The 15,375-nt window shown below is 35.8% G+C and carries 13 protein-coding genes and 2 pseudogenes; 10 read left to right on the forward strand and 5 right to left on the reverse strand.

Annotation, left to right across the window (positions count from 1 at the left end; genetic code table 11):
• Positions 1-145: 145 nt before the first annotated feature.
• The 10 genes and pseudogenes from VSA01S_RS07000 to VSA01S_RS07045 all read left to right on the forward strand — a co-directional run.
• Positions 146-1,336, forward strand: coding sequence for an HNH endonuclease signature motif containing protein (locus tag VSA01S_RS07000; RefSeq protein WP_050567308.1), 1,191 nt, complete (start codon positions 146-148; stop codon positions 1,334-1,336).
• 676 nt (positions 1,337-2,012) lie between these two features.
• Positions 2,013-3,023 (forward strand): phytanoyl-CoA dioxygenase family protein, encoded by a 1,011-nt coding sequence (locus tag VSA01S_RS07005; protein ID WP_050567307.1) that lies wholly within the window; start codon positions 2,013-2,015, stop codon positions 3,021-3,023.
• Positions 3,020-4,309: a DUF6271 family protein gene (locus VSA01S_RS07010; RefSeq protein ID WP_039980547.1), complete on the forward strand. Its 1,290-nt coding sequence runs from the start codon at positions 3,020-3,022 to the stop codon at positions 4,307-4,309. Before VSA01S_RS07005 ends, VSA01S_RS07010 begins: the two co-directional genes overlap by 4 nt.
• Positions 4,310-4,327: 18 nt before the next feature.
• A complete protein-coding gene (locus VSA01S_RS07015; RefSeq protein WP_050567306.1) occupies positions 4,328-5,533 on the forward strand; it encodes a type III PLP-dependent enzyme in 1,206 nt (401 codons plus the stop codon).
• A gap of 14 nt (positions 5,534-5,547) precedes the next feature.
• Entirely contained in the window at positions 5,548-6,027 is a 480-nt protein-coding gene (locus VSA01S_RS07020; RefSeq protein ID WP_039980546.1) for a GNAT family N-acetyltransferase, read from the forward strand.
• A gap of 16 nt (positions 6,028-6,043) precedes the next feature.
• The gene (locus VSA01S_RS07025) at positions 6,044-6,904 is read left to right on the forward strand and encodes a glycosyltransferase (RefSeq protein WP_039980567.1); all 861 of its coding nucleotides are present in this window, start codon (positions 6,044-6,046) and stop codon (positions 6,902-6,904) included.
• A gap of 371 nt (positions 6,905-7,275) precedes the next feature.
• Positions 7,276-7,521 (forward strand): acyltransferase, encoded by a 246-nt coding sequence (locus VSA01S_RS20540; protein ID WP_371860773.1) that lies wholly within the window; start codon positions 7,276-7,278, stop codon positions 7,519-7,521.
• On the forward strand, positions 7,518-8,300 hold the full coding sequence (locus VSA01S_RS07035) for a UTP--glucose-1-phosphate uridylyltransferase (RefSeq protein WP_039980545.1): 783 nt from the start codon (positions 7,518-7,520) through the stop codon (positions 8,298-8,300). The genes VSA01S_RS20540 and VSA01S_RS07035 overlap by 4 nt, the downstream gene beginning before the upstream one ends.
• A 44-nt stretch (positions 8,301-8,344) precedes the next feature.
• A complete protein-coding gene (locus tag VSA01S_RS07040) occupies positions 8,345-9,643 on the forward strand; it encodes an MATE family efflux transporter (protein WP_039980544.1) in 1,299 nt (432 codons plus the stop codon).
• Between the two features lie 258 nt (positions 9,644-9,901).
• Positions 9,902-10,360 (forward strand): annotated as a pseudogene (locus VSA01S_RS07045) (hypothetical protein); the annotation flags it as partial.
• Between the two features lie 501 nt (positions 10,361-10,861).
• Here the strand turns inward: VSA01S_RS07045 and sstT are convergent.
• The 5 genes and pseudogenes from sstT to VSA01S_RS07070 all read right to left on the reverse strand — a co-directional run.
• A pseudogene (gene sstT / locus VSA01S_RS07050) lies at positions 10,862-12,070 on the reverse strand (serine/threonine transporter SstT); the annotation flags it as partial.
• Between the two features lie 429 nt (positions 12,071-12,499).
• Positions 12,500-12,964, reverse strand: coding sequence for a copper chaperone PCu(A)C (locus tag VSA01S_RS07055; protein WP_021708365.1), 465 nt, complete (start codon positions 12,962-12,964; stop codon positions 12,500-12,502).
• The gene (locus tag VSA01S_RS07060) at positions 12,954-13,571 is read right to left on the reverse strand and encodes an SCO family protein (protein ID WP_021708366.1); all 618 of its coding nucleotides are present in this window, start codon (positions 13,569-13,571) and stop codon (positions 12,954-12,956) included. Before VSA01S_RS07060 ends, VSA01S_RS07055 begins: the two co-directional genes overlap by 11 nt.
• 9 nt (positions 13,572-13,580) lie before the next feature.
• Complete coding sequence (locus VSA01S_RS07065; RefSeq protein WP_039980543.1) at positions 13,581-14,006, reverse strand: hypothetical protein; 426 nt, start codon at positions 14,004-14,006, stop codon at positions 13,581-13,583.
• Positions 14,007-14,203: 197 nt separating this feature from the next.
• Positions 14,204-15,115 carry a polyprenyl-phosphate transporter gene (locus tag VSA01S_RS07070; protein ID WP_039980542.1) on the reverse strand — a complete coding sequence of 304 codons (912 nt, stop codon included), beginning with the start codon at positions 15,113-15,115 and terminating at the stop codon, positions 14,204-14,206.
• Positions 15,116-15,375: the final 260 nt, after the last annotated feature.

A 15,375-nucleotide genomic window follows, 5' to 3' on the forward strand; every position in this document is an offset into this window, starting at 1 on the left:
AAAAGACATCTATTGCTCTGATGCCATAAAAATAAATTAAGGTAGCAAAAAATAAATGTTAATAGCTTGGGTTTTATGTTGTATTGTTGTTAAATTCCTTTTGTGATTAAAAGGATGCTCTACTCATTAATCGTTGGGATCAACAATGCAATTCTTACTTTCTTATCTCTATATTTTTCTTTATCTTTTTACTCCTTATATTCTTGGAACAGAATTAGAAAATGATCTTAAAGGCTGTGACTCTCATCGAATCATACTTAATATTATGACTGAAAAACATGGTGGTGAGACTAGTTGGATAATAGAAAATAAATACTCTGAAGTTGTGTATTCAGGTATGAACTACTTAAATTCTCAGTTTTACCAAACAAAAATGTGCTTAGATGATGGCGAGTATCAGTTCACAATTATGGACAGTTATGATGACGGTATGTGCTGTAATAATGGCTATGGTTCGTATTTCTTATTGTCTGAATCATTTCGGCTAATATCTGACCAAGAGTTCAATACAAAGCAGGTTACGCAATTTGTATTGGGAAAAGGTTCCTCAACATCGACGTTGAATCCATATTATCAAACGACAGATAACAAAAGGGGTTATGAGCTCAAAACGGAGCTATACCACATCATCAAACACCATCAGACTCGTGGATACTCGGCAATATGGAGACTGATAAATAGCATCGATGTCGATCGCTATTATGAAAAGGATTACTCTATATTAGATATGTATACGGAATTACCGTCGGATGTTGAGCGAGTCACGTACCGTACAAAAGTTGATCAATGTGGCCAATATCGCCAAGAAGGTGATTGCTATAACCGAGAGCATGCATTTCCAAAGAGTTGGTTTGGTGGAAAGGTTGAACCAATGAATTCAGATGCCCACCATATATTTGCATCCGATGGTTATGTAAATGGTAAGCGAAGCAATTGGCCATTTGGTGAAGTTGATATGAGTATTTTTGTGTCGACAAATGGCTCTAAGCTGGGCTTTAGCAATGACAATGCAAATTTTAATGGGTTAGTTTTTGAGCCAATTGATGAGTTTAAAGGTGATTTTGCTCGAGCTTATTTTTATATGGCGACAAGATATCAAGATGTGATTCATCGTTGGGAAAAAAACTCGATTGTTTCCGATGCTGTGCTTGATGGGAGTATAGATCGGGTTTTTGAACCTTGGATATTAGAGACTCTCAAACGCTGGCATAAAAATGATCCAGTAAGTATCAAAGAACGAGAGCGCAATCAGGCTGTATATCTATTTCAAGGTAACCGTAACCCATATATTGATCATCCAGAGTTTGTCGAGCTAGTTTGGAAAGAGAGTCTATAGATAGGGCATCCCAATATACTTTGTCGGACTTCTACTCGATTTGTATTCTCAATCGTTTTTTATATTGCCAGTTGAGTAGAAGTTTTTAAATTAACCATTTAAAAATAATGTCAAATTATTGTCATAACCTTATGTGGGTAGTTAAAGTTTATCTCATTTATGCTAGGGGATTTTCATAATTATTCATCTAAGTGATGGTTTTGCATTAACGGATCTGATTTAAATATGTTTTTTACCTATCTATTTTTTCGCTTGTATATGTTGGGTGTATTTCTTTGGTTCAATAATTTTTTTTAAAAAAAAAGTTCACGTTAATTTGAAGTAAAAGATAATTCCAGCAATATTGAATAATCTTAAATATTTATATTATTTATTACTTATCTTTTCACAATTTAACATTTTTTATTTGTATTCTATGTTTTATTGCAACAATTGTTGCAGAGTTGTTTTTTTTGTTCTTGTGCTATAGGTCTTTTTAGGCTTTGATTTAACAATTCTGAGTATTAAGTCTCTAAAAAATTAAATTGTCATCAAATTTTTTCCTAATTGTCAGTTTATTTCAAAGTCAAGTGTACATACTCGAAAAGTTAACTTTCACTTTGCTGGGGTTAATGCTCAACGAAATAAGTTATAAATTAATATTCAGATAAAGATAATTAATAATCTGGAATATTTTATGCCTAAGAAAATTTTTAATTCGCTCTGTGGTAAATATGAAAGTCAAGATGGAGAATCGTATTTTACAAATAAGAAACTTCATAAGATGAAGAAAGAATTACCCTTAAAAATAATGAGTGAATATGAATGGGAACATTGGCAGAAATATGGTTTTGTCATTATTAAAAAAGCCATTACGCAAGAACATGCAAATAATATAATGGATATGGTTTGGAATTTTCAAAACCTAGATAAAGACGATCCAACTACTTGGTATCCGACAAGAGAATATCGAAGCGACTTGGACCGTGATCTTTACGTATACGGGTTTGCAGAGGTCTATCATCATCAACTTCTATGGGATAGTAGGCAAAGTAAGAAAGTATACGAGGCATTCGTTGATATCTGGGATTGTGAGGAATTATGGACAACTTTAGATAGGGTTAACCTAAATCCTCCTAATAAGTTCAATCGCTCTAGAAATCTTATTAAACCAACTGATGAAGGTTTTGATATTACCCTGCACTGGGATATTGATACCAGCTTAGAAAATATGCCACAAAGAGTCCAAGGAATTATTGCCCTTAATGATAGTGATGAAACTATGGGTGGATTCCAATGCTGCCCGAGTTTATTTTCAGGCTTTGATGAATGGAAAAAAACTCAGCCGAAAGATAGAGACCCTATACGTCCAAAGGTTAATAAGGAGGACTACCCTATTATCATTCCTAAGTTAGAAGCTGGTGACATGCTTATATTTAATGGCTTACTTGCTCATGGAGTAAAAGAGAATCTTTCAGATAGTGGGGTGAGAGCTGTACAGTATTTATCTATGTCCCCTGCGCTTGAAGAGAATTATGAATTAAGAAAGTCAAGAGTACATTCATGGGAAACACTTTCAACACCAGACTGGAATCCTACTCTTCTCGGTGATGCTGTTAAACATGAATCTGAAAGATATGGAAAAGCAAATTTAAACCAACTTGGTGAAAAGTTACTTGGATTAAAAAGCTGGAGAAAGGATAAATGAGAAATGTATGTTTATCTCTTCCGACAAACCGAGAATGCAAAGAAACGATCAAATTATTATTAAAAGAAGCCGAATATGCAAAGAGTATCTTTGATATTAATGTCAAACTTCTAATTTTAGATACATCACCAAGAAAAGTTGCATTAGAAAATGAAGAAGTTGCTAATGAAATAGCGAAAAATTCCAAGATTAAAATAATATACTTCAATGAAGATGAGCAAATAAAACTTATTAGCGGCATAATAAAAAAAGCGAGGTTAGAGGAGCCAGAGAGAGCGCTTCGTCTAATGAATCCAGATGACGTTTCGTATGGAGCTTGTACGAACCGAGCTTTCCTAATCAGTTCTATATTAGGTTGTGACGTCTTATTGAGAAGAGACTCTGATAGTCGTTATCAAGAATACAATAACGAATATGTATTTCCCATTAAGAGTGAGCTGACAGCTTTAGGTTTAAAGGCTAAAGATGTAATCAGTTATGTTAATCATTGTACATTGAGCTCAGAACAAGAAGTTATGCCTATTTCTTTGGCAGGGGGCTCTTTTATTGGTGAAATGTCAGTTGATATAAGTGAGCTGAAAGAACTCTCACCATCTGCCTATTATAATGTAGTTAGTTTGTGGGCTCCTGATAATACAACCGACATAGAAAAAAGAAACTTAGTTGATATTTCATTTACTGGTGGAGGAACTACACCCTTTAGTGGTGATGAGATATTTCTAGGAAGTGCTGATCCCATGCGAATAGATATGTGTAACGTTGGATTTTACAAAGTTCATCAATACGTACCACTGCCACCAGGGAAAGTTACCACTGGTTCAGACTATTTTCTATTACATTTGATTAAAAGCTCAACATTGCCGGGAATATCTCATAATAGACATATTGAAAATTTTTATACACCAGTGAGGAAGACAGAATCAGGGTTCATTAAGTCACAGTATAGATTTGCAAAGTTTTTAATATCAATGCCTTATCTTTATTCAATATATGAGAATATGGACAAATTAGGTAATACGATTTTGAATGAAAATTATGAACCTAGAGCTAATGTTATTGAAAACCTTATTGAAAAAAGCTTATTGATAGACCCTACTATATGTGTCGAAAAAATGAATGTTCTGATAGATGAATATAAGAATGTTGGTGGCCGATACCTTAGCTTTGCTAAAGAATTAGAAATGAGAAAAGTTGAACTAGTACAAGAAGTTAAAGAAGACTTTAAGGACTTTTTACACCTAGTCTCAATATGGTCAAGGTTGATATCATCTTCACAATTAAAATAACTAATTTAAGTAACAGATATGCTCTCGAATAAACAAGCAGAAGTGCTTCAAAGTACAAAAGAAGACTGTATTGTCTTTGATATAGAAAATATTGAACATCAATATGACAGACTTCAGCAAGCAATACCTAATTTAGATATTAGATTCGCAATTAAATCCTGCCCATTGGACACAGTATTGAATGCACTTTCAGCGAGGGGAGCTGGCTTTGATGCGGCGAGCCCTAATGAAATCATTCAAGCTTTGAAAACTGGGACGAAAGTAGAAAAAATACATTACGGTAATACAATAAAGTCGAATGTTCAGATTTTAACAGCTTTTAATTTGGGTATTCGTGACTTTGCAACTGATTGTATTAATGATACACGCGCGATAGCAAAGCATGCCCCAGGTAGTAATGTATTTTGTCGTATTGCTACAGATGGTAAAGGTGCTGTATGGGGGTTAAGTAAGAAGTTTGGTTGTTCATTGGAGGAGTCAATTCGAGTTCTTAATGAAGCAAAAGCTAATGGCTTACAGCCTGCTGGTATCTCATTACATATTGGTTCACAACAAATGGAGCCAAGTTCTTGGGATAAGGTGTTTGAAGAGTTAGAGTTTGTATTAAGACGTCTTAAAGATGATGGAATCAAGCTGAAATATATTAACTTAGGTGGCGGCTTACCTGCTTCAGGATATTTGGATAAATCTGGTAATAAACTTAATCCACCTATTAATGAGATCATTGTTGCTATTAAATCAGGGATGTGCAGATTACAAAAATCAATTGGGTATTCATTAAACTTTATTATGGAGCCAGGTAGATATCTTGTCGCAGATTTTGGTGTTATAAAAACACATGTTGTTAGATTGGCAGAAAGAGTTCAACCCAATGGCGACAAGCAGAATTGGCTATTTTTGAATAGTGGTAAGTTTAATGGGCTTTATGAAACCGATGCATTAACATACCCTGTTATATTTCCGAATAGTCGTAATACAGAAGATACCATTGGTGTTATTATTGCTGGGCCGACTTGCGATAGTGATGACGTATTTAACTCTGAAAAAAGCTTAATTAATATTCCGGTTGATTTGAAACCAGGTGATCCAGTTTGGATATTATCCTGTGGTGCTTATTCTGCAAGCTATACGACACTTGGATTTAATGGTTTTGAACCATTGACTCATAAGTTCGTTAAAGAATCGATTTTTATAAATATTCATGGATATAAGAAAATAGCTTAACATGAAGATATAACATGCTAATAAGAGAAATAAAAAAAGAGGATTGGAAATATATACTAGATATCCAAAGACAATCATACGGTGTAGAGCTTGAAGAAGAAAGATTTGCATTAGAGTCAAAAGTTAATGTATCAAGAAATACTAGTTGTGTGATTGAAATAGATAGTAAAGTATGTGGCTATATAATAGCCTTGCCATATCCAATAAATTCATTCCCAGAAATTAATAGCACTGAAACTAAACGTTATCAATCTGATAATCTTCACATTCATGATCTATCTATATGTGCAGAAAATAGGAAGCAGGGGTTCGCTAAAACTTTATTTAATTACCTTAAAGAAAAATCCGTAAGAGAAAATTTTTCATCTATCTCAATTGTATCGATAGATGGGGCTTTTGACTTTTGGAGTAAATTAGAATTTAAGCCTACGTCATTATCTAATGAAATCAATATGTATGGCGATAACTCTAATTATATGACTATTACTCTATAAAATAAAAGAATTTAATATGAAACTAAGTATTGTTATTCCAACCTATAATAGAAGTGAATTACTAAATTACACATTGTCATCACTTGTCTGCCAATCGGTAAATGACTTTGAAGTCATTGTAGTTGATGATGGAGGTTCCGATAATTCAAAAGAAGTTTGTGATTCATTTAAAGATAAACTTAATATTAGATATTTTTGGCAGAAAGATGATGGGTTCCGTGCTGGTAAAGCACGTAATTTAGGGCTATATGCTGCAGAGGGCGACTATATTGTATTTATTGATACTGGAGTACTTCTTCAGAAAAATGCAGTAGAGAAACATATCGAAATCCATGAACGTTCTCAGTTTCCTATTGTTTGTATCGGTTATGTCTATGGCTTTGAAATTACAAATGAAAAAGTTAAAGAAATTGAACCTCACTTAAATGGTAAAAACACCGAGCAACTCATCTCGATGATGAAAGAGCTAAAGGCTTTAGATATACGACAAACCTTGTATGATGAATTTGGCTACAATATTTCATCTTGGCCTGCACCTTTCGACTTATTTTGGACATGCCATGTTTCTGCAGAAAGAAGCGAGCTGATTAAATCAGGTGCATTCGATGAGTCATTTAATTCATGGGGCGGTGAAGATGTTGATTTAGGCATAAGACTCTTTATGAATAATAATAAGTTTTTCATAGATAAAGAGTTATGCTCTGTTCATTGGCCACATGAAAAAGAAGTGGATGATAAAGCGGCTGAGGCCAACAATGCTGCGATGAGAATACATGAAAAATACAACCTTTGGCAAACGTACTTTTATAATGTGCCAATTGAAGATGAGATATTTTCATTGAATAAATCGATATTTGTCAATGCAGAGAGTATATAATGCCAGGATACAAAAATTTTTACTTTAGTGATTTTAGTGGAATTAATGCTTCGATTGGCGAGCATAGTGCTGTGTGTGGAGAGCCAGATTTAACACTTACTTGGTGTTATGACGCCAAATATGACCACCTTGATGTAAAACAAAATGTATTTAACCAAGTTTTTAACATTGGCTCGAGCTGCTATGTTGAATCTCGAGATATACTTGCATTTCCTAATAGCAAAGTAAAAATGACATCGGTTAAAGTTAATGATGACAAGCCAGGTATCATTTCTATTGGTAATAATGTTGTTTTACAAGGGACGTGCATTGTTTCTTATGAATCCGTTATTATTGAAGATAATGTTACATTTGGTCCTGGTGTCACTATTATGGATTCAGATGGACACCCCCTTCTTGGTCGTGGAGAGAGTGACGAAGCTGAACGTATTTTATCAAAGCCAATTACGATAAAAAAACATGCCTGGATAGGTAAAGGTGCAACAATCCTTAAAGGTGTTACTGTTGGAGAGCATTCCATTGTATCTACGAACAGTGTTGTGACACGTAATGTTCCTGCTTACTCGGTTGTTATGGGCAATCCTGCAAAAATCGTTAAAACTCTTGAGTCTTTATGAAAGTAGTAATTCCTGCTGCTGGTCGGGGAACTAGAATGTTACCTGCTAGCAAAAGTATTCCAAAAGAAATGCTTACAGTAACAGATAAACCAGCTATTGATTATGTTGTAAATGAATGTATAGCATCTGGGTTTAAAGAAATTTTGTTTGTTTTGAGTCCAGATAAAACCTGTATAAAAGATTATTTTGAAAATAGTCCTGAATTTAAAGATATTTCGTTTGAATATATCTATCAGAATAAGCCCTTGGGTTTAGGAAATGCAGTCTTGTGTGCGTATCCCTATATAGGAAATAATCCATTTGCTGTGGCCCTACCAGACGTTTTATTGAAACCATTAAATACATCTTTTAAAAGGATGAAGGATATGTTTCACCAAGATTCTATCAGTAAAGTAATGGTTAAGGATGTACCATGGGATCAAGTATCACTTTATGGTATTATTGATGTTGAAAGTAAAGATAGTTTTTCACCAGATATTTCAAGTATCATTACTAATATGGTTGAAAAACCTAAAAATAACGAAATCAATTCAAATTATTCTGCAGTTGGTCGCTATATTTTTTCAGAAGACATTTGGGGTCATTTATGTAATGTTAGACCGGATATTTCTGGTGAAGTACAATTGACCAATGCAATTAAAGAGCTCGAAAGATCCAGTGCTTATTATATGCTTGGAAAAAGCTATGATTGTGGTTCAAAAATAGGCTATATAAATACATTTATTGACTTTTCCATATCGGATGGAAATTATAAAAATGATATAGAAATATCCATTTAATAAAAATATGGGAAGCTTATTATAGCTTCCCATTAGGTCTTGCTATGCTCAAAAGAATATTATATTTTTACTCAATTTCTTTCCCTATTGCTCTACAAAATTTAATTTTATCGTCTAAGTCTTTTGTAGATACTTATCTATTAACCTTATCTAGTTCTGAAAGTGTTTCTGCAGTTGGTATTGCTTCTAAGATACTGCTTGTTGCATTTATTGTTATATCAGGTATTTCTACTGGATCTGGTTATGTTATGTCCCAAAATTCAGGGAATGATGAGCATATCAATTATGCCACTAAATTCTCTATAAAACTTGGCGTTGGTGTTTCCATATTTATTGTAGTTTTTGTTTTTTATATTAAAAAATACATCCTTGCTTATACAACCGAAAATGAAAATTTAATCGATCTATCCTCTCTATATATAGATATGATAGCTCCAACACTTTTGCTTGTTTCAATCACGGCGACAATTTCTAATCTTATTAGAATTAAAGGAGATTATAAAACACCATCATATATATCCATGGTATCTGTGATTATAAACATTCTTTTTAGCTATGTTCTTATCGCAAAGTTTAGCTTAGGAGTAAAAGGAGCAGCTTACGGAACAATTATAAGTTCTATAGTCGAATTACTTTTGATTTGTTTTTTTTGCTTAAAAAGATTTAATTTTCAGATTAATAGCTTTTACGAGAATAGAAAATTAAAAAATAACGTCATGACTCAGGCTTTTATATCATCCTCTTCTGGTATTGTCTGGGCTGTTGGAGCCAGTGCCTTTTACATATTAATAGGAACGCGAGGGTCAGATATATTATATATAATATCGGTTCTTAGTCCTATTGAAGCCCTCGTTCTCTCTTTTACTATTGGTTTGTCCATATCAACTGGTATTGAAATCGGAAAGTCTTTACCTTCTCAGCCTAAGGAACATGTAGTTAGAGATGCTTATATTTCAATATTTAGCTCTTTTATTATTTCTTGTTTAATCTCGGGTCTACTTTTGTTTTATAAAGGAATTATTTTTTCCTCTTTTAACCTTAATGAAATAGGTGGCGATTCAGAGATGTTTTTTAATATTATGATTTTAGTTATTTTTATTAAAAGCCTATCTATACAACTAATGAATGGCGTTATTAGAGCAGGAGGTGATGGGGCTTTTTGCTTACGGTGCGATTTTATTTTTCAATGGTTATTTACTCTTCCGCTTGTTTGGTATCTTAACACGCAATCAGTAGATACAATTCTTATTTATGCTATCGTTGTTGCTGAAGAGGTACTTAAGCTTAGTGTTAGTTTTTGGCGATTTTACTCAGGTAAATGGTTTCGTGATTTAGCAGCTTAGGGGTATTTGGCTTATTTACAATTATTTGTATTTCTGAAAACGGTGTCCTTGGTTCGAAGCTCAGTATATCTTTAATACTATGTCACTTTATCTTAAAGTTTTGTTTAATTGGCCGCTATAAGGATAAGTTGTATGTTGAATAATAATTAGTGTTATTTAACGTACCGTTATTCATTCCCAATTTTTTGACTAGATTCTTGGGATTAGGTGGTGATTACTGGGGAACGATTATGGTTTTTAAATTCATTGATATATCATATGAGTAGTTTAAGTCTTGGAGTTACTGCAACGTCTTTAATGCTGCTTTTGCTTTTCATTTGGATGATCTTTTTGTTGATGCTTAAAAAACGCTTATTTGCTGAGAAAATACAACGTGAGACCGCTTATCGAAATACAATTTTAAAGGCTAAAGAGCAAGACCAGCAAGAACGTGTGTTCAAAGCAGAAGCTGGTCATGTTCCAACGATTCTTTACTTAGCGAAAGAAGCGGAAAAAGGTAACTTAAGTAAAGCTCTGTATTGGTACAAAAAAGCGGCCCACTTAGATAATGTTACAGGCATGTACGGAGTGATCCGCCTGAGTGAACGAATGCGTGATGATATTGTTTTAAAGCAGCAGATTAACTTCTGGCGTCTTGCGATTAAAGGAATTGAGGGAGACCTTGAGGCTAAACTTTCTGCAGGAAAAGCGCTTGTTACTGGCTCTGGAGCGTTAAAACCTCATACAATCATTAAAGCTTTAGATAAGATTTACAAACGAGTTTCTTTTACTCCTAGCGAAGTGGTCGGTGTGCAAGAGTCTCAATCAAACGCACCTGAGAGTTTTGAAGAGAATTTAACTTCTATCAATGATCAACAAAACAGCAGTAAGCTTGAAGAAAAGCCCTTGTCAAAGGATGCTCTGGATTTTACCCATACTTTCCTGCAACCCCAGCAGACTAAGCCCCCTCAGTTTTAATTTAAAATGAAGTGTATTGGCACGTTCCAATTTCCTGATTAGTTAGTGTCAACCTTATTTAGGACGGATCAGGTAGAATAAAAAAGGGAAGCGATGGTCGCTTCCCTTTTTTATTGAGCAGTGGTTGGATTAATCCTGCTCTTTCTCTTGTGCATTAGGCTGCTTCTGTATCTCGTTTTCAGCCATTGTTTGGGCCTCACCTTTTACGATTTTCGCTTTAGCAAGGGCTTGTGCTTCAGATACCGTTTGCTCTTTTGCTTTCTTTCGTTGTTCTGACAGACAAACAGCAGCAGTAAATACTACGTCAGTAGAACTATTCAGTGCGGTTTCAGCAGAATCTTGAATGACACCGATAATAAAGCCAACAGCAACAATTTCCATTGCGATATCATTTGAAATACCAAATAAGCTACATGCCATTGGGATAAGCAATAATGAACCACCTGCCACACCCGAAGCGCCACAAGCAGAGACAGCAGCAACAAGACTCAGGAGTAAAGCCGTCATAATATCAACTTCAATGCCTAGAGTATGAACAGCTGCGAGCGTTAGAGTCGTGATCGTAATTGCGGCACCACCCATGTTAATTGTGGCACCCAGTGGAATAGAAACAGAGTACGTGTCTTCATCCAAGCCTAGCTTTTCACATAGGGCCATATTTACAGGGATGTTGGCAGCACTTGAACGTGTGAAAAATGCAGTGACTCCACTCTCACGTAAGCATCGGAAGATCAATGGATAAGGGTCTTGCCCTGTTTTGAAATATACGATTGCAGGATTGACAATCAAGGCAATGACAAGCATTGAGCCGACCAAAACACCTAATAGATGCAAATAATCTATTAGGGCACTAAATCCTGTTGTTGCAAAGGTTGAAGCTACTAAGCCAAAAATACCAAATGGTGCGAGTCGGATGATGAAGCGTACAATATGAGAAACACTATGGCTAAGATCTTCAAAAACGGCTTTAGTGGTATCTGAAGCATGATGCAGAGCAAGACCTAAGCCTACCCCCCAAGCCAGAATGCCGATGTAGTTTGCTTCAACTAAAGCATTCACCGGGTTATCGACCAACTTAAACAGTAAGGTTTTTAGTACTTCAGTAATGCCTTGAGGTGGTGTTACGCCAGACGCTGCTTGATGAAACTCTAGAGTGGTAGGGAAAAGGAAGCTAAGAGCAACAGCGGTCAGAGCAGCAAAAAAGGTACCAGCTAAATAAAGAACAACGATTGGTCGCATGTAAGTATGCTGGTTTTTCTTTTGGTTAGCGATAGAGGCTGCAACCAAAATAAAGACTAAAACTGGTGCGATGGCCTTTAAGGCTCCAACAAAGAGACTTCCAAGGATACCGATGTCTTTAGCACTTTCTGGTGCGGCTACTGCAAGTATCGCTCCCAGTAAAATACCTATAAGAATTTGATAAACAAGGTTGCCACGGAAAAACCGCGCAACAAGGCTGTTGTTTTGCATACTTCATTCCTGCAATCAAATGATAAGTTTTCTTCATCGTTATGAGTTATCAGCCCCGAGTGAGAGGAGCTAGTCACTCATATGAAGAAGATATGTTTAATTATTTTTTTATAAAATCAGCCATAATTTTGCTGAATAACACATATATTAACTGGCTTATATTTTGTGTCTAGTTTTAGTTGTTAGTTATTTTAATAAAATGTTAAATAAATCATTGTTAGAAAAGGGTTTTCTTCAGAAAAAGTAATTTATACCCAAGTAAATTCAAGATGCTTGCTCTTAATGGTTAATACTTAAGGCTTAATGTAAGGGGACTAAACTAGGGAGGAGAGTTAATTAAGCGCGAAAAGGTTGCTCTTCAGCATAAGCTATGAGGCTATCTGCTCAAGCCTTTCAGAAGGCTTGAGCATCGATACTTTAATGGTGATATTAATGATTCATATGTTTCTTCATACCAGCCATGACTTTTTTCACTGGTGCTTTGAAAGTTTGCTTTTCACCGTTGCTGTAAGTCAGGTTAACGTCGATCGTTTCACCTTCTGTAAGTGGTTTTACTAAGTCAAAAAGCATAATGTGTAAACTGCCTGGCTTGAGCGTTGTGCTGCTTCCAGCAGCTAGAGTGATATGATCGACTTGACGCATTTTCATCATATCTCCGTCTTTGATGACATCGTGCAATTCTACTTTGCCAGCCGCAGGTGTTTCAGCAGCTACGATATCAATATTCTCTTTACCTTCATTCGCAAATGTGACGAAAACTGCACTGGTCGCAGCGCCAGGAGCCATTGCACGAGCATAAGGGTCTTGTACTGTTATGTCCGCTTTTGCATGAGCAAATGAACTCAATAGTAGAACATTTAATGCGATGGCTTTGACGACGTTTTTAGCTTTCATTAGGTTTTCCTTTAGCAGTCAATTTTGAAATGGCGTCAACGATTGGCGCTGGCGTCAGGGTATGCGGTACTTTTGTTATAAGCGTACCGTCTGGCTTTAGAAAGTAGAAGTATGAGCTATGGTCAAGGGTATACTTTAATTCAGAGTTTTCGAGAGTCGTTTTGCGAAAAAGTACACCATACTTATGCGCCAGAGGCGTCGTGATATCTAAGGGGGCAGAGAGGCCTTCAATCATCGGGTGAAAGTAATGGGCATATTGTGCTGACGTTTCTGCATTATCGCGTTCTGGATCCAGTGAAATGAAAATTGGTCGGAAGGACTTTTGTTGTTCTTCACTAATTTGGTTCAGTGCACCAGCTAGCATGGCTAAGGAAGTCGGGCAAACATCTGGACAGCGAGTAAATCCGAAGTAAACAATACGAATTCTAGTATCATCAGTATCAAAAATATCAACGGCTTGATTGTTTTCACCCATTAATACACTACTAGGTTCTGAAATCGATTGTTTTGGCTGCACTTCGGTGGCTGGCTTATCCGTTATATATGCTTGGATGGCAAAACCTAAAACAAAAGTCACCACAAGCAGTAGGGCCCATTTACGGTTCATTCCAATTCCTTATTTTTTCATTGTTATAGCAGGATGGAGGGTCGTACTTCCGTCAGAAAGTTCACCGATCCATATCATCGAGTCTTGTGTGCAGATAGGCAGCACAATTTCCCCTACAAATGTATTTTGAGGGGTTCGGTGTAATGTAAACTGAGGTTTTCCCATTTCCATGTCATAGCCTCTTAATGTAAGAACAAGTTGCGATTGTGTGGTATTCGGCCACTCAACTTCAATTTTGAATGGCTTAAAAGGCGTCGCGAAGTCAGCATGGCTTATCATGACAATATTTTGCTGTACACACGGTGTTGTAGATAGCATGCAGTAAGCGTTTAGGGGGGTGACATCTGTTTTAGAGGTTAAACTCTCCCTAGCACTTGGAGCAAAGTACCCAGCGATAAGCATCAAGACAACGACAGCAAGTTGTAACACTTTCATCGAGATAGCGTCTTACAATATTTACATTTTTATATCGTAACATATAAAAACATTGAATCAGAGATATTGTTAATAAATTGACTCATTTGTCACTAAAAATGGAGAATACTAATAGTTAAAGGTCAATTAGTGTTCGAATTTAACAATTTCTAGCCTTATACCCAAGTATCATGACGTTACTTGGGTATAAGCAGAGGTTACTTGTTGGCAAACCTTTCTAGGCTAAGTACAAGGCCAATAGCAGCAAGCATCATAATAATCGCTACCCCTAATTGTGCTGGTTGAGCAGTGAGTTGCTCAAACTCTGCTGGGGTGAGGTTATGCTGCAATAACGGGACCTGTTCACCGTGGGAGTTAGTTCGCCAAGTGATCGTCTCTTTCCAAGGCCAAATCTTAGGTAAGGTGCCTATCATAAGGCCAGTTAGGAACATCAAGGTAAAATCACGTAACTTTTTGAGTAACCATGATAGTAGGTGTGAGAAGGATAGAAGCCCAATGATACAACCGCTCAAGAAGAAGAGCAATACGTCTATTTGCAAACCTTTAACCGCTGCCAAAATAGGTGCATACATCCCTATAAGTAACAAAATGAAACTACCGGAAATGCCTGGCAGGATCATCGCACAGATAGCAATAGCGCCCGCAAAAACGATATTGATTGTCGAAGGCTCCATATGAAGTGGCTTTAACACCGTAATGCTGTAAGCAAATACAACACCAATACATAAAGTAATGAAACGGATGAAGTCACGCTGTTCAACCTGGCGAATAATATGGTAGACAGAAACCAAAATTAAACCAAAGAAAAACGACCAGATAGGAATCGGATGTGTTTCTAACAGCCAAGTAATCAGCTTAGCTAAAGTAGCAATGCTGGTGAAAATGCCAGCGAATAGTGAAAGAAGGAAAAAGGCGTTAATGTGTTGAAAGGCTGCTTTTGTCCCATTTTTTTTCCAAAGAGAAAAAAGTGCTGGATTAATACGTCGAATGCTTTCAAGTAAGGTATCGTAAATACCTGTAATGAATGCAATGGTACCGCCTGAAACGCCGGGAACCACGTCTGCAGCACCCATCGCCATTCCTTTAAAAAAGGTGATTAGATAATTCATTGCTCAAATAATTAAGTGATATAGGTGGTATGAGTATACAAATATTACACAGAAAAAAGTATGAAATAGTAATGCAAGCTTCAGCATTATGTATCGTCACTTCAATTAATCGTTTGCTTTTGGTTTAATTAGTAACACTTTTGTCACATTTATGTTTGTTTTTGCATTTTGCTTTGTTTTTTTGCATTTTGCTTTTGCATTTTGCATTGCTCTGTCGGTTGATAATGAATTAGTGTGATCATCGTCACTAAAAAATGTAT

The organism is Vibrio sagamiensis NBRC 104589, from assembly GCF_007990935.1.
In the GTDB taxonomy this organism is placed as follows: domain Bacteria; phylum Pseudomonadota; class Gammaproteobacteria; order Enterobacterales; family Vibrionaceae; genus Vibrio; species Vibrio sagamiensis.

Coding starts and splice junctions, on each gene's coding strand:
- VSA01S_RS07000 (WP_050567308.1), top strand. CDS start 146: ATGCAATTCTTACTTTCTTATCTCTATATTTTTCTTTATCTTTTTACT.
- VSA01S_RS07005 (WP_050567307.1), top strand. CDS start 2,013: ATGCCTAAGAAAATTTTTAATTCGCTCTGTGGTAAATATGAAAGTCAA.
- VSA01S_RS07010 (WP_039980547.1), top strand. CDS start 3,020: ATGAGAAATGTATGTTTATCTCTTCCGACAAACCGAGAATGCAAAGAA.
- VSA01S_RS07015 (WP_050567306.1), top strand. CDS start 4,328: ATGCTCTCGAATAAACAAGCAGAAGTGCTTCAAAGTACAAAAGAAGAC.
- VSA01S_RS07020 (WP_039980546.1), top strand. CDS start 5,548: ATGCTAATAAGAGAAATAAAAAAAGAGGATTGGAAATATATACTAGAT.
- VSA01S_RS07025 (WP_039980567.1), top strand. CDS start 6,044: ATGAAACTAAGTATTGTTATTCCAACCTATAATAGAAGTGAATTACTA.
- VSA01S_RS20540 (WP_371860773.1), top strand. CDS start 7,276: ATGGATTCAGATGGACACCCCCTTCTTGGTCGTGGAGAGAGTGACGAA.
- VSA01S_RS07035 (WP_039980545.1), top strand. CDS start 7,518: ATGAAAGTAGTAATTCCTGCTGCTGGTCGGGGAACTAGAATGTTACCT.
- VSA01S_RS07040 (WP_039980544.1), top strand. CDS start 8,345: ATGCTCAAAAGAATATTATATTTTTACTCAATTTCTTTCCCTATTGCT.
- VSA01S_RS07055 (WP_021708365.1), bottom strand. CDS start 12,964: ATGAAAGCTAAAAACGTCGTCAAAGCCATCGCATTAAATGTTCTACTA.
- VSA01S_RS07060 (WP_021708366.1), bottom strand. CDS start 13,571: ATGAACCGTAAATGGGCCCTACTGCTTGTGGTGACTTTTGTTTTAGGT.
- VSA01S_RS07065 (WP_039980543.1), bottom strand. CDS start 14,006: ATGAAAGTGTTACAACTTGCTGTCGTTGTCTTGATGCTTATCGCTGGG.
- VSA01S_RS07070 (WP_039980542.1), bottom strand. CDS start 15,115: ATGAATTATCTAATCACCTTTTTTAAAGGAATGGCGATGGGTGCTGCA.